An 18,050-nucleotide genomic window follows, 5' to 3' on the forward strand; every position below is an offset into this window, starting at 1 on the left:
TTTATTGGTATTAGTTTTATTGACTTTAATTAAATAGTTTAATATACTAAGTATAAGGGATATATTGTATACAGTATTTTTAATAACAAGGGGGTTACAAAATGGCAAAAGTCATGAAGACTATGGATGGTAATACTGCTGCAGCCTACGTTGCTTATGCTTTTACTGAAGTTGCAGGTATTTATCCTATAACACCGTCATCAACTATGGCAGAGCATGTTGATGAATGGGCTGCTAATGGCAAGAAAAACATATTTGGTCAAACAGTACATGTTGCTGAGATGCAATCAGAAGCAGGTGCTGCAGGAACTGTACACGGTTCATTATCAGCAGGAGCTTTAACTACTACATTTACAGCTTCTCAAGGATTATTATTAATGATTCCAAACATGTATAAAATAGCTGGAGAATTACAACCTGGAGTATTCCATGTAACTGCACGTGCTATTGCAGGACACGCATTATCAATATTTGGTGATCATTCAGACGTTATGGCTACTAGACAAACTGGATTTGCTCTATTAGCTTCTGGTAGCGTTCAAGAAGTAATGGATTTAGCAGGAGTAGCACATTTAAGTGCTATTAAAGGAAGAGTACCATTCCTTCATTTCTTTGATGGATTCAGAACATCTCATGAAATTCAAAAAATTGAAGAAATATCTTATGAGGATTTTGCAAAATTAGTAGATTATGATGCTATAAACGAGTTCAGAAACAGAGCTTTAAATCCTGAACGTCCTTATACAAAAGGAACAGCACAAAATCCAGATATCTTCTTCCAAGCCAAAGAAGCAGCAAACAAATTCTATGATGCAGTACCTGATATTGTAGCTGACTACATGAAAGAAATAACTAAAATTACTGGAAGGGAATATTATCCATTTAACTATTATGGAGCAGAAGATGCAGAAAATATAATAGTAGCTATGGGTTCAGTATGTGAAACTATCGAGGAAACTATAGATTACCTAAATGCTAATGGAGAAAAATATGGATTAATAAAAGTTCATCTATATAGACCATTCTCATCTAAATACTTCTTTAATGTATTACCAAAGACAGTTAAGAGAATAGCTGTACTAGACAGAACAAAAGAACCAGGAGCATTAGGAGAGCCATTATACCAAGATGTTAGAACATTATTCTACAACATGGAAAATGCACCACTAATAGTTGGTGGCAGATATGGTTTAGGCTCAAAGGATACTACACCTTCACAAATTAAGACTGTATTTGACAATCTTAAGGGTGAAAAACCAGCTGATGGATTTACCATAGGCATTGTAGATGATGTAACTCATAAATCATTAGAAGTAAAAGAAGAAATAAAAACTGCACCACAAGGAACTATAAGATGTAAGTTCTGGGGCTTAGGCTCAGATGGAACAGTAGGTGCAAATAAAAACTCTATTAAAATAATTGGTGATAAAACAGATCAGTATGCTCAAGGCTACTTCTCTTATGACAGTAAAAAATCAGGTGGAGTAACTATATCTCACTTAAGATTTGGTAAGAAACCAATTAAATCAACTTATTTAATAGATGAAGCTGATTTTATCTCTTGTTCAACTCAAGCTTATGTAAATCAATATGATTTATTAAAGGGCTTGAAAAGAGGTGGAACATTCCTATTAAACTGTATATGGTCAGTAGATGAGTTAGATGAAAAATTACCTGCAAGCATGAAAAAATATATTGCAGAAAATGATATCAATTTCTACACAATTGATGCTACAGAAATAGCTGAGAGCTTAGGCTTAGGTAATAGAACAAACACTATTATGCAATCCGCATTCTTTAAACTAGCTAATGTTATAGACATTGATGATGCTGTAAGATACATGAAGGAAGCTGTTGATGAATCTTATGGTAGAAAAGGTGAAAAGATAGTTAAAATGAATTATGATGCTATAGATAGCGGTATTAATGCTTTAGTAAAAGTTAATGTACCAGAAGCTTGGAAAGATGCAGAAGCTGAAGAAGAAGCTAAAAAACAAGTTCCTGATTTCATTAAAAATGTACTAATTCCTATGAATAGACAGGAAGGAGACTCTTTACCAGTAAGTACTTTCGTAGGTGTTGAAGATGGAGTATTCCCACATGGAACAGCTGCATATGAAAAACGTGGTATTGCAGTTCACGTGCCTGAGTGGCAAATGGACAAATGTATTCAATGTAATCAATGTTCATTTGTTTGTCCACATGCTGCAATTAGACCATTCTTAGTAAATGAAGACGAAAAGAAAAATGCTCCTGAAAGCTTTGAAACTAAGAAGGCAATAGGAAAAGGCTTAGAAGGACTTGAATATCGTATACAAATAAGCACACTAGATTGTACAGGTTGTGGCAACTGTGCTGATATATGTCCAGCAAAAGAAAAAGCTCTAATTATGAAACCAATAGAAGAACAATTAGAGGTTCAAGTGCCAAATTGGGATTATGCAATGACTGTATCAGTTAAAGATGATTTAATGCCATTAACAACATTAAAAGGAAGCCAATTTGCACAGCCGCTTCTTGAATTTTCAGGTGCATGTGCAGGTTGTGGGGAAACACCTTATGCAAAAGTGATTACTCAATTATTTGGAGATAGAATGATGATAGCTAATGCTACAGGTTGTTCATCAATCTGGGGCGGTTCAGCTCCTTCAACACCATACTGTGTTAATAAAGAAGGAAAAGGACCAGCTTGGGCAAATTCACTATTTGAGGATAATGCTGAGTATGGATATGGTATGGCACTTGCTGTAAAACAAATTAGAAGCAAGCTAGAAGATTTAGCTAGAGAGCTAGTAGAACTAAATGTATCAGATGAAATCAAAGAAGTTTTCAATGCATGGATAGAAGGCAAGGAAGATGCAGATGCTTCTAAGAAAGCAGCAGCTAAAGTACTTCCATTATTAAATCTAAACACTGGAAATGCTAGAGCAGATGAAATATTAAAAGAATTTGCTGATAAAAAAGATCATCTAATCAAGAAATCCATGTGGATTGTAGGTGGAGATGGTTGGGCATACGATATTGGATACGGCGGATTAGACCATGTACTAGCTTCAGGTGAAAATATAAATGTGCTTGTATTTGATACAGAGGTTTATTCAAATACAGGAGGTCAATCATCTAAATCAACACCAACAGCAGCTGTTGCTAAGTTTGCTGCTTCAGGTAAGAAGGTTAAGAAGAAAGACCTTGGAATGATTGCTGCACAATATGGTTATGTTTATGTAGCACAAGTAGCTATGGGTGCAGATAAGAATCAATTCCTTAAAGCAGTATTAGAAGCTGAAAGCTACGATGGACCATCACTAATCATTGCATATGCTCCATGTATTAACCATGGAATTAAAGAAGGAATGGGACGTACTCAAAATCAATCTAAGAAAGCAGTAGAAGCTGGATATTGGCATCTATACAGATACAATCCATTACTTTCTGATGAAGGAAAGAACCCATTTGTCCTAGATTCCAAAGAACCAAAGGCTTCATTTAGAGAGTTCTTAAATGGTGAGGTTAGATATTCATCATTAGTACAGACATTCCCAGAGCAAGCAGAAGAATTATTTATTAAAGCCGAAAAAGAAGCAAAAGAAAAATACGAAAAATATAAGAAGTTAGCAGAAGCATAAGATAAAAATAAATAAAAAGCTAAGGCCGCTGGAAAATTCAATAAATAGAATTTTTCAGCGGCTTTTCTTGCTCTTGCTTATTAATTAAAGGATTTCCAAAAAGCAAAGCGAATAAATGATATATTACTTATAATAGAATAAAACATTAAGACAAGGAGAGATTATTAATGAAAATACCAGTTATTATTGATACAGACCCAGGTATGGATGATGCAATAGCAATATTTCTAGCATTTTCATCAGATAAGCTAGACATAAAAGCATTAACTACAGTAGCAGGAAATATTCCATTAGAAAGAACTACAAGAAATGCATTAGATTTAGTTAGGTATATAGAGGCGGAAACAAAAGTAGCACAGGGAGCTCACAGACCACTAATTAAAACCTTAGAAACTGCTGAATGGGTACATGGAAATACTGGATTAGGAACTTTAATATTACCTGAAAGTCCTAATGATGTATATTATAAAAAAGCCTGGAATACCATTTATGAGGAAGCACAAGCTTGTGATGGAAAGCTTCAATTAATATGCTTAGGACCACTTACAAATATAGCTATTACTTTAATGGTGCACCCAGATATAAAGGATAAAATTGAAAAAATTACACTGATGGGAGGTTCATCTTACTTAGGAAACACTACCCCATCAGCAGAATTTAACATATATGTAGATGCGGAAGCAGCGGATATAGTTTTTAAATCAGGAATACCTATTACAATGGTGACCTTAGATGCTACTAATAAGTCAATAGTAAAGGAAAATGAAATTAGAGAAATTTGTTCAATAGAAAGTAGGGTGTCTTCTGCAGTAAAAGAGCTATTATATTTTAATGCTGATTTTCGTAAAAGATCCTCTGGTCTAGATGGTGCTATAATACATGATGCATTAGCAGTAGCTACAGTTATAGAACCTGATATTATAGAAAAGGGAAACTATCATGTAGGTATTGAGACAGAAGGAAAATTGACTTATGGCAGAACAGTTATAGATATGGAAAGAGTAACTAAAAACAACCCTAACGCAGAGGTGTCTTTAGGATTAGATAGAGAAAAATTTGTTGAAATGTTTAAGGATATGATGAAAGCATATATATAAGGTATATCGAAAGTCGAGCAGTTTAGTTCAAATGCTCGGTTTTTTTAGGTGGAGTACCAGTAGGACGGCTTATTATAACTGGTATGTTAGCCTTGTTTGCCAAGGCAATAAATAGGTTATAATATTAAATGTTCAAAATAAAAATATTATACAATAGTTAAAATTAATTATAGGGGCTGACAATATTGGGTGAACAAAAGGAAATAGATAAATGCATTCAGAAGGCGAATAAAGCAATTTTAAATGATTGGGTTAAAATGGGTATTCAATTATGGCCAGATTACCTAGAGAATGAATTAAAGGACATTTTTCTAGGAATTTTAGGCTCAGATAAGGAAGAATGCTTTTTATATTATTTAGATAATGAATATGTAGGATTTATTAATGTTTCTATTAGAAATGATTATGTAAATGGCTCTGAATCAAGTCCAGTAGGTTATGTTGAAGGTATTTATGTAAAACCAGAACATAGGAATAGAAACATAGCAAGAAAATTAGTAAGGGCAGGAGAATTATGGGCAAGTGGCAGAGGCTGTAAACAAATGGCTTCTGATATTTTAATAGATAATAATATTAGCTATGACTTTCACAAAAAGGTTGGGTTTAATGAAGTAGAAAGAGTTATTTGTTTTATTAAAGACATCAATGACTGATTCTTACTTTTATAGCATTATTGATACGTTTTCAAGTTTAATTTCTTAGGCTAATATAGGATTTGAAAAGGAGAGGCTAATTTAGCCTCTTTCTTAATGTATTAATAATTCCATAGAGCATTATTTACTTAATTATCCTGTTTAAATACTCATATTAGTAGCAAAATAAAATAAAAAGGTGATTTTATGTCTATAAACGAAAAATTTATTATCAATCTTCAGGGAAAGTCTTTTGTAACCTATGAAGGTCTTTTGGATTTAGCACATCAGAAGAGTTTAAAATCAATACAGGTTGAGCTTATTCAGGTACCATCAAAGGATAACAACATGACAGCCATTTGCAAGGCAGTTGTAGTTGCGGAAAATGGAACCTTTGTAGATTATGGCGATGCAAGTCCTATGTCTGTAAATTCAACTATCCAGCCTCATATTATAAGAATGGCATCTACTCGTGCAAAAGCAAGAGCTTTAAGAGACCTTACTAATGTAGGTATGACATCAATAGAGGAAATAAATATTGAAGGTGTAAGTGAGGATAAAAATCTTGAATTTGATGATTTTAGCTCTGAGGATTACTTTGTTGAGCCTCCTACTAGAAGACAGATAGAGACAATAAAGAAGCTATCAGACGATTTAAGAAAGGATATTGATATAACATCATTAAGTAAAAAAAGTGCAGGAACATTAATTTCCAGTTTGTTAGAAGAAAAACATAAAAGGCATTAAGAGCGACTCTTTTTTGAGTCGCTTCTTGATTTAGAAAGAACTTAATCACATAAAGGACATATACTTAGAATATTTATATTCTAGGGAGTGATAGAATGAAAAGGATTTTTAAAACTATAATATCAATGATTTTAATAGCTTTTATAGTTATGTGGCCCTTAAATGTTTTTATATATGAACCAGCAAGGCTTGAAGAAATAAATAATAAAAAAACAGAGGCATGGAAGGGCGTAATTCAGCTTTGGGATTTTCCAAGAGTTGACTCAAAAACAGGTAGCAGATATGGTTGGATACAGGATAAAATAAGAAAATTTGAAAGACAAAATCCAGGTGTTTTTATTGAGCTAACACCATTAGACTGGAAAAAAGGACCTATAAAGCTTGAGGTAGCACTTAAGACAGACAATTTGCCTGACATAGCACCTATAGGAACAGATTATTTGTATATGGATGGTTCTATATTGGAACCCCTAGATGAATATTTTACTGAAAGTGAAATAAAAGAATTTAAATATTTGGCAATGAGCGCAGTTACAAAGGACGAGAAGATGTGGGGAGTACCTTTTATGATGACTACATACTCCCTATTTTTAAATGTAGAGCTGTTTAAGCAAAGAGGAGTAGAGCTTCCCCTAGATGGTAACTGGACTTATGATGAGTTTGTTGAGAAGATGAAAGCATTAACCTGGGATGAAAATAATGATGGTAAGCTAGACTATTTTGGATTTATTTCTCCCATAAAGCCAGATTACTATAATTTATGGGGTATAATATTAAGTGATGGTGCCCATATAGTAAATGAGGAAGGAAAATATTCTTTTTTTGGAGAAAAAGCTGTAAGTGGACTTCAAAAGGCTATTGACTTAAAGGAAAAACATAATGTGACACCTGAGAGCTTTGGGATATGTGATGAAAACGAGGCCTGGGACTTATTTTTTAACAAAAAAAAGGTAGGAGTTTATCCTACAGGCTCCTGGGCTGCGAAAACACTTTTAGAAAGCTACAGCTCTGGAGAAGGCTTTGAATATATGGCAGCAAATTATCCAATAGGTGACAGAAGGATTCCCATATCCTTAAATAACAGTGTCAGTGCATATGGTGTTTTTAAACAAGAAGATGAAGGCAAGCTTCAAATGTGTATTAAGTTTTTAAAATTCATTACTCAAGAAAACCATCAAAGGGAATTAGAAAGGCTAGGTGTATTTCCAGCTAAAAGCAATATAGATGATATATACATAAATGATGCAAATATGAAAAAAATTGAAGATTGCTTATCTTATACTATGTCATTGCCTAAGCATAAGAAATGGAAGGAAATAGATAGGATATTGCAAACTCAAATTAGGCTAGCAATTTTAGGAGATAAAACTGCTGAGGAAGCCATAGAAGAAGCAAGAAAGCAGGTTATACAGTTAAGTGGTGATAAATAAAAAATATAAAATCACCAACTGTTGTTAATTAATATAAAAAAAGATATACTAAAAGCTAGAAACATAACCCTATCTCTATATGTCAGAGAAGGTATAATATAAAGATTTTCATTTAGAATGGAGCTGATATAATTGGATAAAAATCATGTTTATAGACTATTTAAAAATATTATAGAAAAAGGTGATGTTCTGATTCATGAGCCTATGAGCAAGCATACCTCATTTAAAATCGGAGGACCTGTAGATGTTTTAGTATTACCAGGTAGTATAGAAGAGTTGGCTAGCTCGATTAAACTATGTAAAAGTGAAGGCTTAGACTATTTTGTAATGGGAAACGGTAGCAATATAATAGTTAGAGATAAAGGCATACGTGGTATTGTAATAAAAATATCAGAAAGCTTAAATAATATAATCATAGAGGGGACAAAGCTAATCGCTGAAGCTGGAGCATTATTGTCTGTAGTATCTAAGTCCGCACTTAGAAGCTCCTTAACGGGGTTAGAATTCGCCAGTGGAATACCAGGCTCTTTAGGAGGAGCCATTGCCATGAATGCCGGTGCTTATGGTGGAGAAATGAAGGATGTAGTCACAAAGGTTAAATGCGTAGATGAAAATGGCAATTTTGTAGAGTATGAAAATTCAGATATGGAATTTGGGTATAGACAAAGTAGGATACAAAACGAAAAATTAATTGTTGTTCAGGTAGAGATGAAATTAAAAGAAGGAAACTACGAGGATATTAGGGCTTATACTAATGAGCTTACAGAAAAGAGAACATCAAAGCAGCCTCTTCATTTACCTAGTGCAGGAAGTACCTTTAGAAGACCTGAAGGATATTTTGCAGGTAAGCTAATTGAAGATGCAGGCTTGAAGGGTTTAATACTTGGAGGGGCACAAGTTTCAGATAAGCATTGCGGATTTATTGTAAATATAGGTAATGCTACTGCTGACGATGTAATAAATCTTATTAGGGTAGTTCAGAAAACTGTATCCGACAAATATGGGGTAAAACTTGAGACAGAGGTTAAAATTATAGGAGAAGAGTAATGATAATTAAAATCGTGTTCCTGCAAATGTTGCCTTAGTATTTTATTTATTATGCAGGATAAAGCTGAAGGAGGCTAACAAATGAAGATAATTGGTGACTATCATACTCATACTATATATAGTCATGGAAAAGGAACTATAAGGGAAAATGTAGAGAGTGCCATAAGAAAAGGACTTAAGGAAATTGCCATATGTGACCATGGACCTAGGCATATAGGCTTTGGTGTAAAGAGAAAAAACTTTAAAAAAATGAGAAAAGAAATTGATGAACTAAATAAGGAGTACAGTAATATTAAAATACTCTTAGGTGTGGAAGCTAATATAATTGGATATGATGGCGAGATAGATGTAAATGATGAAATAATAGGCATGATAGACATACTATTAGTTGGTTTTCATTTTGGATCATTACCAAAATCTCTAGGAGATGCCTATAAAATGTTTATTCTTAATTATTTAAGAAGATTTTCTAAAAGAATTAGAGAAAAAGCTAGAAGATTAAATACCCAGGCTGTTATTAATGCAATAAATAGATATAATATAGATTTAATCACGCACCCAGGAGCAAAGGTAGATATAGACACAAGAGAATTAGCTAAGGCAGCTGCTAAACGAGGAACAGCATTAGAAATAAATGCGAGTCATGGTTTTTTAACAGTTGAGTACATTAAAGTTGCTATGGAGGAAGAAGTAAAGTTCATGATCAATAGTGATGCACACAGACCAGAAGACGTGGGCAAAGTAGAAAAAGGAATAAGAAGAGCATTAGAGGCTAATCTTAAGGTAGAAAAAATAGTGAACGCTGTGGATTAAAAAAGAAAGGAGTGTTTGGAAATGAAATTTATTATAATAACAGGATTATCTGGTGCTGGTAAAAGCCAAGCTGTCAGAGTCTTAGAAGACATAGGATACTATTGTATGGACAACCTTCCTCCTGCACTTCTTCCAGATTTTGCAGACTTATGCTTACATTCAAAGAGAAATATTGATAAAGTGGCGGTTGTTGTAGATATAAGAGGTGGAAAGTTTTTTAACGATTTATTCAAAAGTCTTTATGATCTTGAAGAAGCAGGCTTTGAGTACAAAATATTATTCTTAGATGCCTCTGACGAAGTATTGATTAAGAGATTTAAGGAGCAGAGAAGACCTCACCCTTTAAGCACTGAAGGCAGGATAATTGATGGTATAGAAAGTGAAAGAGAAAAATTAGATGAAGTAAAAATGAAATCAAACTACATTATAGATACGTCAAATCTAACTACAGCCATGCTAAAAGAAGAAATAAGAGATATATTTTTAGAAGGTAAGGAAACTAAAAACTTAACAGTTTCTATAGTTTCCTTTGGCTTTAAGAAAGGAGTACCTCTTGATGCGGATTTAGTTTTTGACGTAAGATTTTTGCCTAATCCTTATTATATCCAAGAGCTTAAAGACTTTACTGGAAATGATAAAAATGTACGAGAATATGTTATGAAATGGGAGCAGACAAAAGTATTTACTGAAAAACTAATAGATATGATTGATTTTTTGATTCCTTTTTATATCAAGGAAGGAAAGAGTCAGCTAGTTATAGCTATTGGATGTACAGGCGGAAAGCATCGCTCTGTTACTATAGCTAATGTATTATATGAGGATTTAAAAGAAAAAGAGTATAGAGTTATTATGAATCACAGGGATTGCGAAAAATCATAAAGGGGAAATAATATGCATTTTAGAAATGGAAAGCTGACTAATAAAATACTTAGCAAAGAAAAACTTCTTACCAGAGGTCCTAAGGTTGTAGTTTTAGGTGGAGGAACAGGACTTTCAGTTTTTTTACGTGGGTTAAAGGAATATACTTCAAATATTACTGCAATAGTAACAGTAGCTGATGATGGTGGAGGTTCAGGGGTTTTAAGAGAAGACTTAGGTATGCTACCACCAGGCGACATTAGAAGCTGTTTATTAGCCTTAGCAAATACGGAGCCAGCTATGGAAAGGCTTTTACAGCATAGATTTAAGGAAGGAAGACTTAAGGGGCAAAGCTTCGGTAATTTATTTATAGCTGCCATGAATGATATATATGGAAACTTTGAAACTGCCATTAAGGAAATGAGTAATGTATTAGCTGTAACAGGGAAAGTGCTCCCAATGACTTTAGAGAATGTAAAGCTTTATGCTAAACTAGAGGATGAACATGTAATAGAAGGAGAATCTAATATACCTATAAAAAATGGCGAGCTAGGGAGCAGAATAGAACAGGTATTTATAAAGCCTAAAAAAGCCAAGCCCTTAGATGAAGCCGTAGTGGCAATAAAGGAGGCAGATTGCATAGTTCTAGGACCAGGCAGTCTATACACTAGTGTAATACCCAATCTGCTTGTTTCTGATATGGTAAAGCATATTCATAATTCTAAAGGATTAAAGGTGTATATATCAAATGTAATGACTCAGCCTGGAGAAACGGATAACTATGGAGTTTTAGATCATATAAAGGCTATAATTAAACATTCTAAAGAAGGGATAATAGATTATGTTATAGCAAATATAGAAAAGATACCAGAAGAGATTTTAGCCATATATGAGAAGGATGGAGCTAGAGCAGTTATTATCACAGATGAAGAAGAAAAGATGTTAGACCAAATGGGAATACAAGTAATAAAAAACAATCTTATAGATATTAAAAAGAATTATATTAGACATGATGCAATTAAGCTAAGTCAAATTATATTGGATTTAGTTATGAATAGAAAAGATAAATAAAATAAAAGATAAAAAGAGATAACTAAAGCCTGTAATCCTTTGCTAATACGAAGGAATACAGGCTTTAGTTGTATTTTCTTATAATGAATAGGTAAGTTCTACTTTAATTTTTTAATATAAAAGAACTTGACTGTAATGAGTTTCAAGAAAAGCTTCCTTAATTTCAATGTGATCATATAAGCTTTTCTTATAATTCGCCTCTATATTTTTCCATCAGAGTTGAGAAAAGCTCAGCAGAAGTTGGCGGTGTATAAGTTATAGCATTTGCCCCTGCTTCTATGGTTCTCAATATACTTTCATCAGTAGGACCACCTGTTGCAATAATAGGTATGTCGGGGAAATCCTTTCTGATTGTAGCTACAATTTCAGGAGTTTTACTTGCACCAGATACATTTAAAATACTTGCTCCTGCTTTAATTCTTTCTAAAATATCTGTTTTAGCAGTAGTGACTGTAACCACCACGGGTATATCTATAGTATCTACCATTTCACTTATTACGTCATTGGAGGTTGGGGCGTTAACAACTACTCCCATGGCTCCTTGAAATTCAGCATGTAGAGCTAGATTTATTGATCTTTTCCCTGTAGTAATGCCTCCACCTACGCCACAAAAAACAGGGATATCAGCAGCAGTCATAATAGATTGAGTAATAACAGGTTGAGGTGTAAATGGATATACTGCAATTACTGCATCGGCATTAATATTTTTTATTATAGCTACGTCAGTGGAGAACACTAAGGAACGAATTAGCTTCCCATTAACTCGTATTCCCGAGGCTTTCTCAATGACTGTTGGAATATAAATCATATTTCTTTTTAAATAACTGGAAATCGCAGGAATTCTTCTTTCTTCCATTATAAAAGCCCCCTTTTATAAGTTGTAATTTATTATAACATCAACGTGAATGTATTCCAATCAAAATATTATAGCCAAAGCTAACAACACAATTAGACTTAATAGATGCTCGAGTTTTAGATGAAAATATTACATAAAATTAATTAAATAATTAATGAAAAAATATAAAGGAAATGGAGCTTAGATATAGAATAATTTCTATATAAATATTTTTGAAGGCTTAAAATAAATTTAGTAATTTAAACTGATAAAGTAAAGGAGGGCTTTTTGTGAGTGAGATTTATGCTAAAATGGCAGAACCTTATAAGATTAAAATGGTAGAAAGTATCAGATTAATCCCTAAGGAGGAGAGGATTAAAAAGATTAAGGAGGTTGGCTATAACCAATTTGCATTAAAATCTGAGGATGTGTTTATTGATTTGCTGTCTGATAGTGGTACTGGTGCTATGAGTGATCATCAATGGTCAGGACTAATGCTTGGGGATGAAGCATATGCTGGCAGCAGGAACTTTTATAACCTAAAGGAAACTGTTGAAGAAATTATCGGATACAAATATCTAGTTCCTACACACCAAGGACGAGGAGCTGAAAATATTTTATTTCCTCTATTGATAAAACCAGGTCAGCATGTACTAGGAAATATGCACTTTGATACTACTAAGGCTCATATAGAGCTTAAAGGGGGAAGGGCTACTAATCTTGTTATCGAAGAAGCTTATGACACTCAGCTAGAGCATCCTTTTAAGGGAAACTTTGATGTAGAAAAGCTTGAAGCCTTTATACAAGAAAAAGGTGTTGAAAGCTGTGCTTTTATATTGATAACAATAACATGTAACAGTGCTGGTGGGCAGCCTGTATCAATGGCAAATATCAAGGCTGTAAAAAGCATAGGAGATAAATATGGACTGAGGATTTTCTTCGATGCGGCTAGATTTGCAGAAAATGCATATTTTATTAAACAAAGAGAAGAAGAATACAAGGATAAAAGTGTAAAGGAAATAATTAAAGAAATGTTCTCCTATGGAGAAGGATTGACTATGAGTGCTAAAAAAGATGGAATAGTAAATATGGGAGGAATGGTTGCCATCAAAGAAGACGAAAGCTTATTTGATGGTGTAAGACAAATGGTAATACCTATGGAGGGATTTCCAACTTATGGAGGTCTTACAGGTAGAGACATGGAAGCTTTATCAAGGGGTATTAGAGAGGCTGTTGAAGAATCTTATTTACAAGCTAGAATTGGACAAATGGAGTATCTAGCTAGAAGGCTTGATGAAGGTGGAATACCTATACAAAAGCCTGTAGGAGGTCATGCAGTTTTCGTAGATGCTAAAAAACTTCTTCCTCATATACCATATTATCAATTTCCAGCTCAAGCTCTATGTGTAGAGCTTTATATAGAAGCGGGAGTTAGAGGTGTTGAGGTAGGTTCATTCTTATTAGGCAGAGACCCTGATACAGGAGAGCAGCTTGAATCACCCTTAGAATTTTTAAGGCTAACTATACCTAGAAGAGTATATACTAATAATCATATGGATGTAGTTGCCCAAGCATTAATAAACATAGCAAAAAGGAAGGATGAGCTTAGAGGCTACGAATTTACGTATGAACCAAAGGTACTTAGACATTTTATAGCTAAACTAAAGCCTATAGAATAAAATGAATGCGACTAATTGTCGCATTCATTTTATTCTGCTAATAAATATTTAATAGCTAATTTTACAGTATTTTCAATAGCATCTCTATGAGTTCTTTCGTGGGAATGTGAAGCATCTACTCCTGGACCTATAAGCCCATGCTTGAATTCCCAGCCTGCCCTCATTGCAGCACTAGCATCTGAACCATAGAATGGATAAATGTCTATTTTGTAGTTTATGTCATTATTTTCCGCAATATTTACTAATCTGTTTTTTAATTCTAAATCATATGGACCACTTGAATCCTTTGCACATATAGTTACACTATATTCGTCTGAGGTTTGACCATCTCCAGGGGCTGCCATATCTATGGCAATAAACTCAACGGTTTTTTCAGGTATTGAAGCTGAAGCACCATGACCAACCTCTTCATAATTACTTATAAAGAAATGAGTAGTATATTTTGGCTTAATTCCATTGTCCTTAAAATATTTTGCTATAGTTAATATGGCAGCTACGCCTGCTTTATCATCTAGGTGTCTTGATTTTATAAAGCCACTTTCAGTAACTGTAGTTCTTGGATCAAGAAAAACAAAATCACCAACAGAAATACCTAGTTTTTTAATCTCTTCTGCAGTTTCAATCTTCTCATCAAGTCTAATCTCCATACTATTTTCATTTCTTTCAAGCTTGCTAGTTTCACCACCATGTATATGAGTAGATGCCTTAGTAGTTACAATAGTTCCTGAATATTTTCTCCCATTAGATGCTTCAACAACGCAGTATTCTCCTTCAATAGTATTCCATGAATAACCGCCTATCTGTGTAATTTTTAATCTTCCATTGCCTTTAATTTCTTTAACCATAGCACCTAATGTATCAATATGAGCTGATAGTGTTTTATGAATTCGATCATTTTCACCTTCTATAGTAGCTATTAAAGCTCCCTTTTTAGTTTGGTGGGTTTTAACCTTAAGGTCATCAAATTCTTTTTTTATTATATCCATAGCTGCCTTAGTATTGCCTGTAGGACTTGGGGTTTTTAAAATCTCAACAAGCCTGTCAATAGCATATATCATGTCTACATTCATAAGCAAATCCTCCTTTAAAATAATATATCTATGTAATATAATACAATTTTACATCAGGTAGCCAAAATAGTAAACAAAACTATAGCCAAATAAGCCCTTGAATAGTTGAAAGATTTGAACTTATATGATAATTTAATTGTATATACTTTTTATGATTTATAAATGGGATATTTATATAGGGGTGTGGCAACATGAGACAGGAGATAAGTGCAGGAGGGGTTGTAGTATTTGGTAATGCAATATTACTTTTGAGAAAATATAATGGCGATTGGGTTCTTCCAAAGGGAAAGGTAGAAGACAATGAAGACATTGCAGAAGCAGCAACCAGAGAAGTGCTAGAAGAGGGAGGTGTAAAAGCAAATATTGTTAAATATTTGGGTAAAATAAATTACACTTTTAGGAATACTAGAGATGAGGAAGAAATCGTTAACAAAACAGTTCATTGGTTTTTAATGGAAACTAGGAACATGGATTGTGTACCACAAAAACAAGAAGGCTTTGTAGATGCGGTATTTGTACATGTTAATAGGGCTGCAGAAATAGCAAAGTACGAAGATGAGAAGAAGATCATATTAAAGGCGATACAAAACATGTAATATAAGAGCCATTAATGAGGAAGGTGTGGCATATGTCATTTTCATCAAAAACTAAAAATGAATTATCTAGAATTCCAACAGAAAATAATTGTTGTATGTTAGCTGAACTAGCTGCACTTATAAGAATGAGTGGTTCTATTCAGCTTAGTGGACTAGGAAGGGTAAGCTTGAAATTTACTACTGAAAATGCAGCTATAGCAAGAAGAATATTTACCTTAATAAAGTCACTATATAATATAAATGTTGAAGTAATGGTTAGAAAAAACAAGCAGTTAAAAAAGAATAATAATTATCTAATCATAGTTAGCCATTCTAAAGATGCAGAAAAGATACTTGTTGATACTAAAGTAATAAAAAAGGATAACAAGCTACATTATATAATAAACTATGGTATACCTGATAGTATAGTTCATAATAGATGTTGTAAAAGGTCATATATTAGAGGAGCCTTTTTAGGGGGTGGCTCTATTAGTAACCCTGAAAAGACTTATCATTTAGAGTTTGTTACACATAATGAACAACATAGTAAGGATTTATCTGATGTTATTAATACCTTCGGACTAAATTCAAAAATAGTGTTGCGTAAAGAAAGCTATGTAGTATATCTTAAAGAAGGAGAACAAATAGTTGATTTGTTAAATATTATGGGAGCACACTCTGCATTGCTTAAGCTTGAGGATATAAGAATAATTAAAGAAGTTCGAAATAATGTAAACAGAATAGTCAACTGTGAAACTGCTAATTTAGAAAAAACTATTAATGCTTCTATAAGACAAATAACTAATATAGAATATATAGACAAGGCAATGGGTATAGAGCATTTACCTGAAAATCTAGTTGATATTGCAAGATTAAGGCTTTCACACAGAGATGCTAGCTTGAAGGAATTAGGAATGATGCTAAACCCGCCAATAGGAAAATCCGGAGTAAATCATAGGCTCAGAAAACTAGAGGAAATAGCAGAGCAGCTAAAAGAGAGGAGGAAATAATAAGATGATAACAAAAACTACTAAAATAAAAAACAATATAGGGCTTCATGCTAGGCCTGCTGCAATATTTGTAAGAACATGTAGCAAATATAGAAGCGAAATTTATGTTGAAAAAGATGGCAGAAGAGTCAATGCTAAGAGTATTATGGGTATAATGTCATTAGGAGTATCCCCAGGTGAAGAATTAAAAATAACAATTGATGGAATAGACGAAGAAGCTGCTATGAAAGACTTATTAGATTTAGTTGAGAACAGATTAGATGAGGAATAAAAAGCACATAAATCCTTTAAGTAATATGTAGCGATAGTTCAAAAGTCCCTATTTGTTAAAATTATGCATTAATTACTACTTTTTTTGGTAGATATATAATATAATATCAAAATGTGGATAAATTTATTGTTTTTTGTCATGAAAAGGAGACTACCATGATACTTATCTCAACGAAATCGCTTAAAGAAGGCATGATATGTGCAAGGCCTATATTTGCAAGTAATGGGGCAGTACTAATTGATGAGGGTGTTTTAATTAAGGAAAGATATATATCAAAACTTAAAGACTTAGGAATAGCTAATATCTATGTTAGAGATGATTTAGATGATAAAATAGAGATTCATGACATAGTTAGAAGTGAGCTAAAACAAAGCTCTTTAATAGCTATTGAAAATATTATGAATAATATATGTCTATTTGATGAAGGGGAATTCGAACATATAAAAGGTATTATTGTCAGCATAGTGGATGAATTATTAACTGCTGAAGACATATTGGTAAATATATCTGATATGAGAACAGTTGATAATTATACCTTTGGTCATAGTGTAAATGTCTCCATATTATCTATGGTTATAGGTTTAAGCTTAGGCTACAGTAAAGAAAAGCTTATTGATCTAGGTGTGGGAGCTATACTTCATGATATTGGCAAAACAGAAATTGATATTAGGATACTTAACAAACCTCATAGTCTATCAAAAAGTGAATTCGAAACAATAAAAAAACATACTATACTAGGTTATAGTATATTAAATAATATAAAAAACATAAGCTTTGATTCTAGAATGATAGCGTTATCTCATCATGAAAGATTTGATGGCAATGGGTATCCTCATAACTTAAAGGGAGAGGATATTCACGAGTATGCTAGAATAGTTTCCATTGCTGATGTTTATGATGCATTAATTAGTGATAGAGTATACAGAACCAAAATTAGTACGGATGAGGCTATAGACTATGTTGAATCTATGGCTGGAACTCAGTTTGACAAATGCATTGTTGATAATTTCTTAAAAAATGTAGCTAGATATCCAGTAGGAAAAGGAGTTATACTGAATACAGGACTTGAAGGCTATGTAGTCTCAAATAATAAAAAATACATATCTAGACCAGTAGTTAGGATATTATATAATAATGCTGGAAGTAAAGTAAAGATACCATATATAATAGATTTATCTGAAACAGACGATTCGATTAATATAGTTGGTACAACAGATAATATAGAATTATTTTAAGGGCATAAAATTGTAACCTAATATTAGTTTTGGTATAATGAAGATAGTGAAATC

At 33.1% G+C, this 18,050-nt stretch carries 16 protein-coding genes; 14 read left to right on the plus strand and 2 right to left on the minus strand.

Annotated features, from left to right (window positions below; all coding sequences use genetic code 11):
• Positions 1 to 101 precede the first annotated feature (101 nt).
• The 9 genes from nifJ to BLV37_RS10815 all read left to right on the plus strand — a co-directional run bounded on the left by nifJ (position 102) and on the right by BLV37_RS10815 (position 11,321).
• Positions 102 to 3,626: a pyruvate:ferredoxin (flavodoxin) oxidoreductase gene (nifJ, locus tag BLV37_RS10775; RefSeq protein ID WP_091731207.1), complete on the plus strand. Its 3,525-nt coding sequence runs from the start codon at positions 102 to 104 to the stop codon at positions 3,624 to 3,626.
• A gap of 167 nt (positions 3,627 to 3,793) precedes the next feature.
• Positions 3,794 to 4,723, plus strand: a complete 930-nt coding sequence (locus tag BLV37_RS10780; protein ID WP_091731209.1) for a nucleoside hydrolase — start codon at positions 3,794 to 3,796, stop codon at positions 4,721 to 4,723.
• A gap of 185 nt (positions 4,724 to 4,908) precedes the next feature.
• Positions 4,909 to 5,376 (plus strand): aminoglycoside 6'-N-acetyltransferase, encoded by a 468-nt coding sequence (aac(6'), locus tag BLV37_RS10785; protein WP_208975256.1) that lies wholly within the window; start codon positions 4,909 to 4,911, stop codon positions 5,374 to 5,376.
• Positions 5,377 to 5,562: 186 nt separating this feature from the next.
• Positions 5,563 to 6,102 carry a hypothetical protein gene (locus tag BLV37_RS10790; protein WP_091731212.1) on the plus strand — a complete coding sequence of 180 codons (540 nt, stop codon included), beginning with the start codon at positions 5,563 to 5,565 and terminating at the stop codon, positions 6,100 to 6,102.
• Positions 6,103 to 6,197: 95 nt separating this feature from the next.
• Positions 6,198 to 7,532, plus strand: a complete 1,335-nt coding sequence (locus BLV37_RS10795; RefSeq protein WP_091731214.1) for an extracellular solute-binding protein — start codon at positions 6,198 to 6,200, stop codon at positions 7,530 to 7,532.
• A gap of 132 nt (positions 7,533 to 7,664) precedes the next feature.
• Positions 7,665 to 8,579 carry a UDP-N-acetylmuramate dehydrogenase gene (gene murB, locus BLV37_RS10800; protein WP_091731217.1) on the plus strand — a complete coding sequence of 305 codons (915 nt, stop codon included), beginning with the start codon at positions 7,665 to 7,667 and terminating at the stop codon, positions 8,577 to 8,579.
• Positions 8,580 to 8,660: 81 nt separating this feature from the next.
• Positions 8,661 to 9,392 (plus strand): PHP domain-containing protein, encoded by a 732-nt coding sequence (locus tag BLV37_RS10805; protein WP_091731219.1) that lies wholly within the window; start codon positions 8,661 to 8,663, stop codon positions 9,390 to 9,392.
• 21 nt (positions 9,393 to 9,413) lie between these two features.
• Complete coding sequence (rapZ, locus tag BLV37_RS10810; RefSeq protein ID WP_091731222.1) at positions 9,414 to 10,271, plus strand: RNase adapter RapZ; 858 nt, start codon at positions 9,414 to 9,416, stop codon at positions 10,269 to 10,271.
• 12 nt (positions 10,272 to 10,283) lie between these two features.
• Positions 10,284 to 11,321, plus strand: a complete 1,038-nt coding sequence (locus tag BLV37_RS10815; RefSeq protein ID WP_091731225.1) for a gluconeogenesis factor YvcK family protein — start codon at positions 10,284 to 10,286, stop codon at positions 11,319 to 11,321.
• A gap of 187 nt (positions 11,322 to 11,508) precedes the next feature.
• On the opposite strand, the gene BLV37_RS10820 is transcribed toward BLV37_RS10815, so the two are convergent.
• The gene (locus BLV37_RS10820; RefSeq protein WP_091731228.1) at positions 11,509 to 12,177 is read right to left on the minus strand and encodes a beta/alpha barrel domain-containing protein; all 669 of its coding nucleotides are present in this window, start codon (positions 12,175 to 12,177) and stop codon (positions 11,509 to 11,511) included.
• A gap of 290 nt (positions 12,178 to 12,467) precedes the next feature.
• Between BLV37_RS10820 and BLV37_RS10825 the strand changes: the two genes are divergently transcribed.
• Positions 12,468 to 13,835, plus strand: coding sequence for a tryptophanase (locus BLV37_RS10825; protein ID WP_176967961.1), 1,368 nt, complete (start codon positions 12,468 to 12,470; stop codon positions 13,833 to 13,835).
• A gap of 29 nt (positions 13,836 to 13,864) precedes the next feature.
• Here the strand turns inward: BLV37_RS10825 and BLV37_RS10830 are convergent, their stop codons facing one another.
• Entirely contained in the window at positions 13,865 to 14,905 is a 1,041-nt protein-coding gene (locus tag BLV37_RS10830; RefSeq protein ID WP_091731230.1) for a M42 family metallopeptidase, read from the minus strand.
• A 191-nt stretch (positions 14,906 to 15,096) separates the two neighbouring features.
• Between BLV37_RS10830 and BLV37_RS10835 the strand changes: the two genes are divergently transcribed.
• The 4 genes from BLV37_RS10835 to BLV37_RS10850 all read left to right on the plus strand — a co-directional run bounded on the left by BLV37_RS10835 (position 15,097) and on the right by BLV37_RS10850 (position 17,996).
• The gene (locus BLV37_RS10835) at positions 15,097 to 15,501 is read left to right on the plus strand and encodes an NUDIX hydrolase (RefSeq protein ID WP_091731234.1); all 405 of its coding nucleotides are present in this window, start codon (positions 15,097 to 15,099) and stop codon (positions 15,499 to 15,501) included.
• A 32-nt stretch (positions 15,502 to 15,533) separates the two neighbouring features.
• A complete protein-coding gene (whiA, locus tag BLV37_RS10840) occupies positions 15,534 to 16,490 on the plus strand; it encodes a DNA-binding protein WhiA (RefSeq protein ID WP_091731237.1) in 957 nt (318 codons plus the stop codon).
• A 4-nt stretch (positions 16,491 to 16,494) separates the two neighbouring features.
• Entirely contained in the window at positions 16,495 to 16,761 is a 267-nt protein-coding gene (locus BLV37_RS10845) for an HPr family phosphocarrier protein (protein WP_091731239.1), read from the plus strand.
• A 155-nt stretch (positions 16,762 to 16,916) separates the two neighbouring features.
• Complete coding sequence (locus BLV37_RS10850) at positions 16,917 to 17,996, plus strand: HD-GYP domain-containing protein (RefSeq protein WP_091731241.1); 1,080 nt, start codon at positions 16,917 to 16,919, stop codon at positions 17,994 to 17,996.
• Positions 17,997 to 18,050 lie beyond the last annotated feature (54 nt).

This window comes from Proteiniborus ethanoligenes (assembly GCF_900107485.1).
Lineage (GTDB): Bacteria > Bacillota > Clostridia > Tissierellales > Proteiniboraceae > Proteiniborus > Proteiniborus ethanoligenes.

What these genes read in the sequence shown, in the direction of transcription:
- nifJ (WP_091731207.1), top strand. Translation starts at nt 102, where the DNA reads ATGGCAAAAGTCATGAAGACTATGGATGGTAATACTGCTGCAGCCTAC.
- BLV37_RS10780 (WP_091731209.1), top strand. Translation starts at nt 3,794, where the DNA reads ATGAAAATACCAGTTATTATTGATACAGACCCAGGTATGGATGATGCA.
- BLV37_RS10790 (WP_091731212.1), top strand. Translation starts at nt 5,563, where the DNA reads ATGTCTATAAACGAAAAATTTATTATCAATCTTCAGGGAAAGTCTTTT.
- BLV37_RS10795 (WP_091731214.1), top strand. Translation starts at nt 6,198, where the DNA reads ATGAAAAGGATTTTTAAAACTATAATATCAATGATTTTAATAGCTTTT.
- BLV37_RS10805 (WP_091731219.1), top strand. Translation starts at nt 8,661, where the DNA reads ATGAAGATAATTGGTGACTATCATACTCATACTATATATAGTCATGGA.
- rapZ (WP_091731222.1), top strand. Translation starts at nt 9,414, where the DNA reads ATGAAATTTATTATAATAACAGGATTATCTGGTGCTGGTAAAAGCCAA.
- BLV37_RS10815 (WP_091731225.1), top strand. Translation starts at nt 10,284, where the DNA reads ATGCATTTTAGAAATGGAAAGCTGACTAATAAAATACTTAGCAAAGAA.
- BLV37_RS10820 (WP_091731228.1), bottom strand. Translation starts at nt 12,177, where the DNA reads ATGGAAGAAAGAAGAATTCCTGCGATTTCCAGTTATTTAAAAAGAAAT.
- BLV37_RS10825 (WP_176967961.1), top strand. Translation starts at nt 12,468, where the DNA reads ATGGCAGAACCTTATAAGATTAAAATGGTAGAAAGTATCAGATTAATC.
- BLV37_RS10830 (WP_091731230.1), bottom strand. Translation starts at nt 14,905, where the DNA reads ATGAATGTAGACATGATATATGCTATTGACAGGCTTGTTGAGATTTTA.
- BLV37_RS10835 (WP_091731234.1), top strand. Translation starts at nt 15,097, where the DNA reads ATGAGACAGGAGATAAGTGCAGGAGGGGTTGTAGTATTTGGTAATGCA.
- whiA (WP_091731237.1), top strand. Translation starts at nt 15,534, where the DNA reads ATGTCATTTTCATCAAAAACTAAAAATGAATTATCTAGAATTCCAACA.
- BLV37_RS10845 (WP_091731239.1), top strand. Translation starts at nt 16,495, where the DNA reads ATGATAACAAAAACTACTAAAATAAAAAACAATATAGGGCTTCATGCT.
- BLV37_RS10850 (WP_091731241.1), top strand. Translation starts at nt 16,917, where the DNA reads ATGATACTTATCTCAACGAAATCGCTTAAAGAAGGCATGATATGTGCA.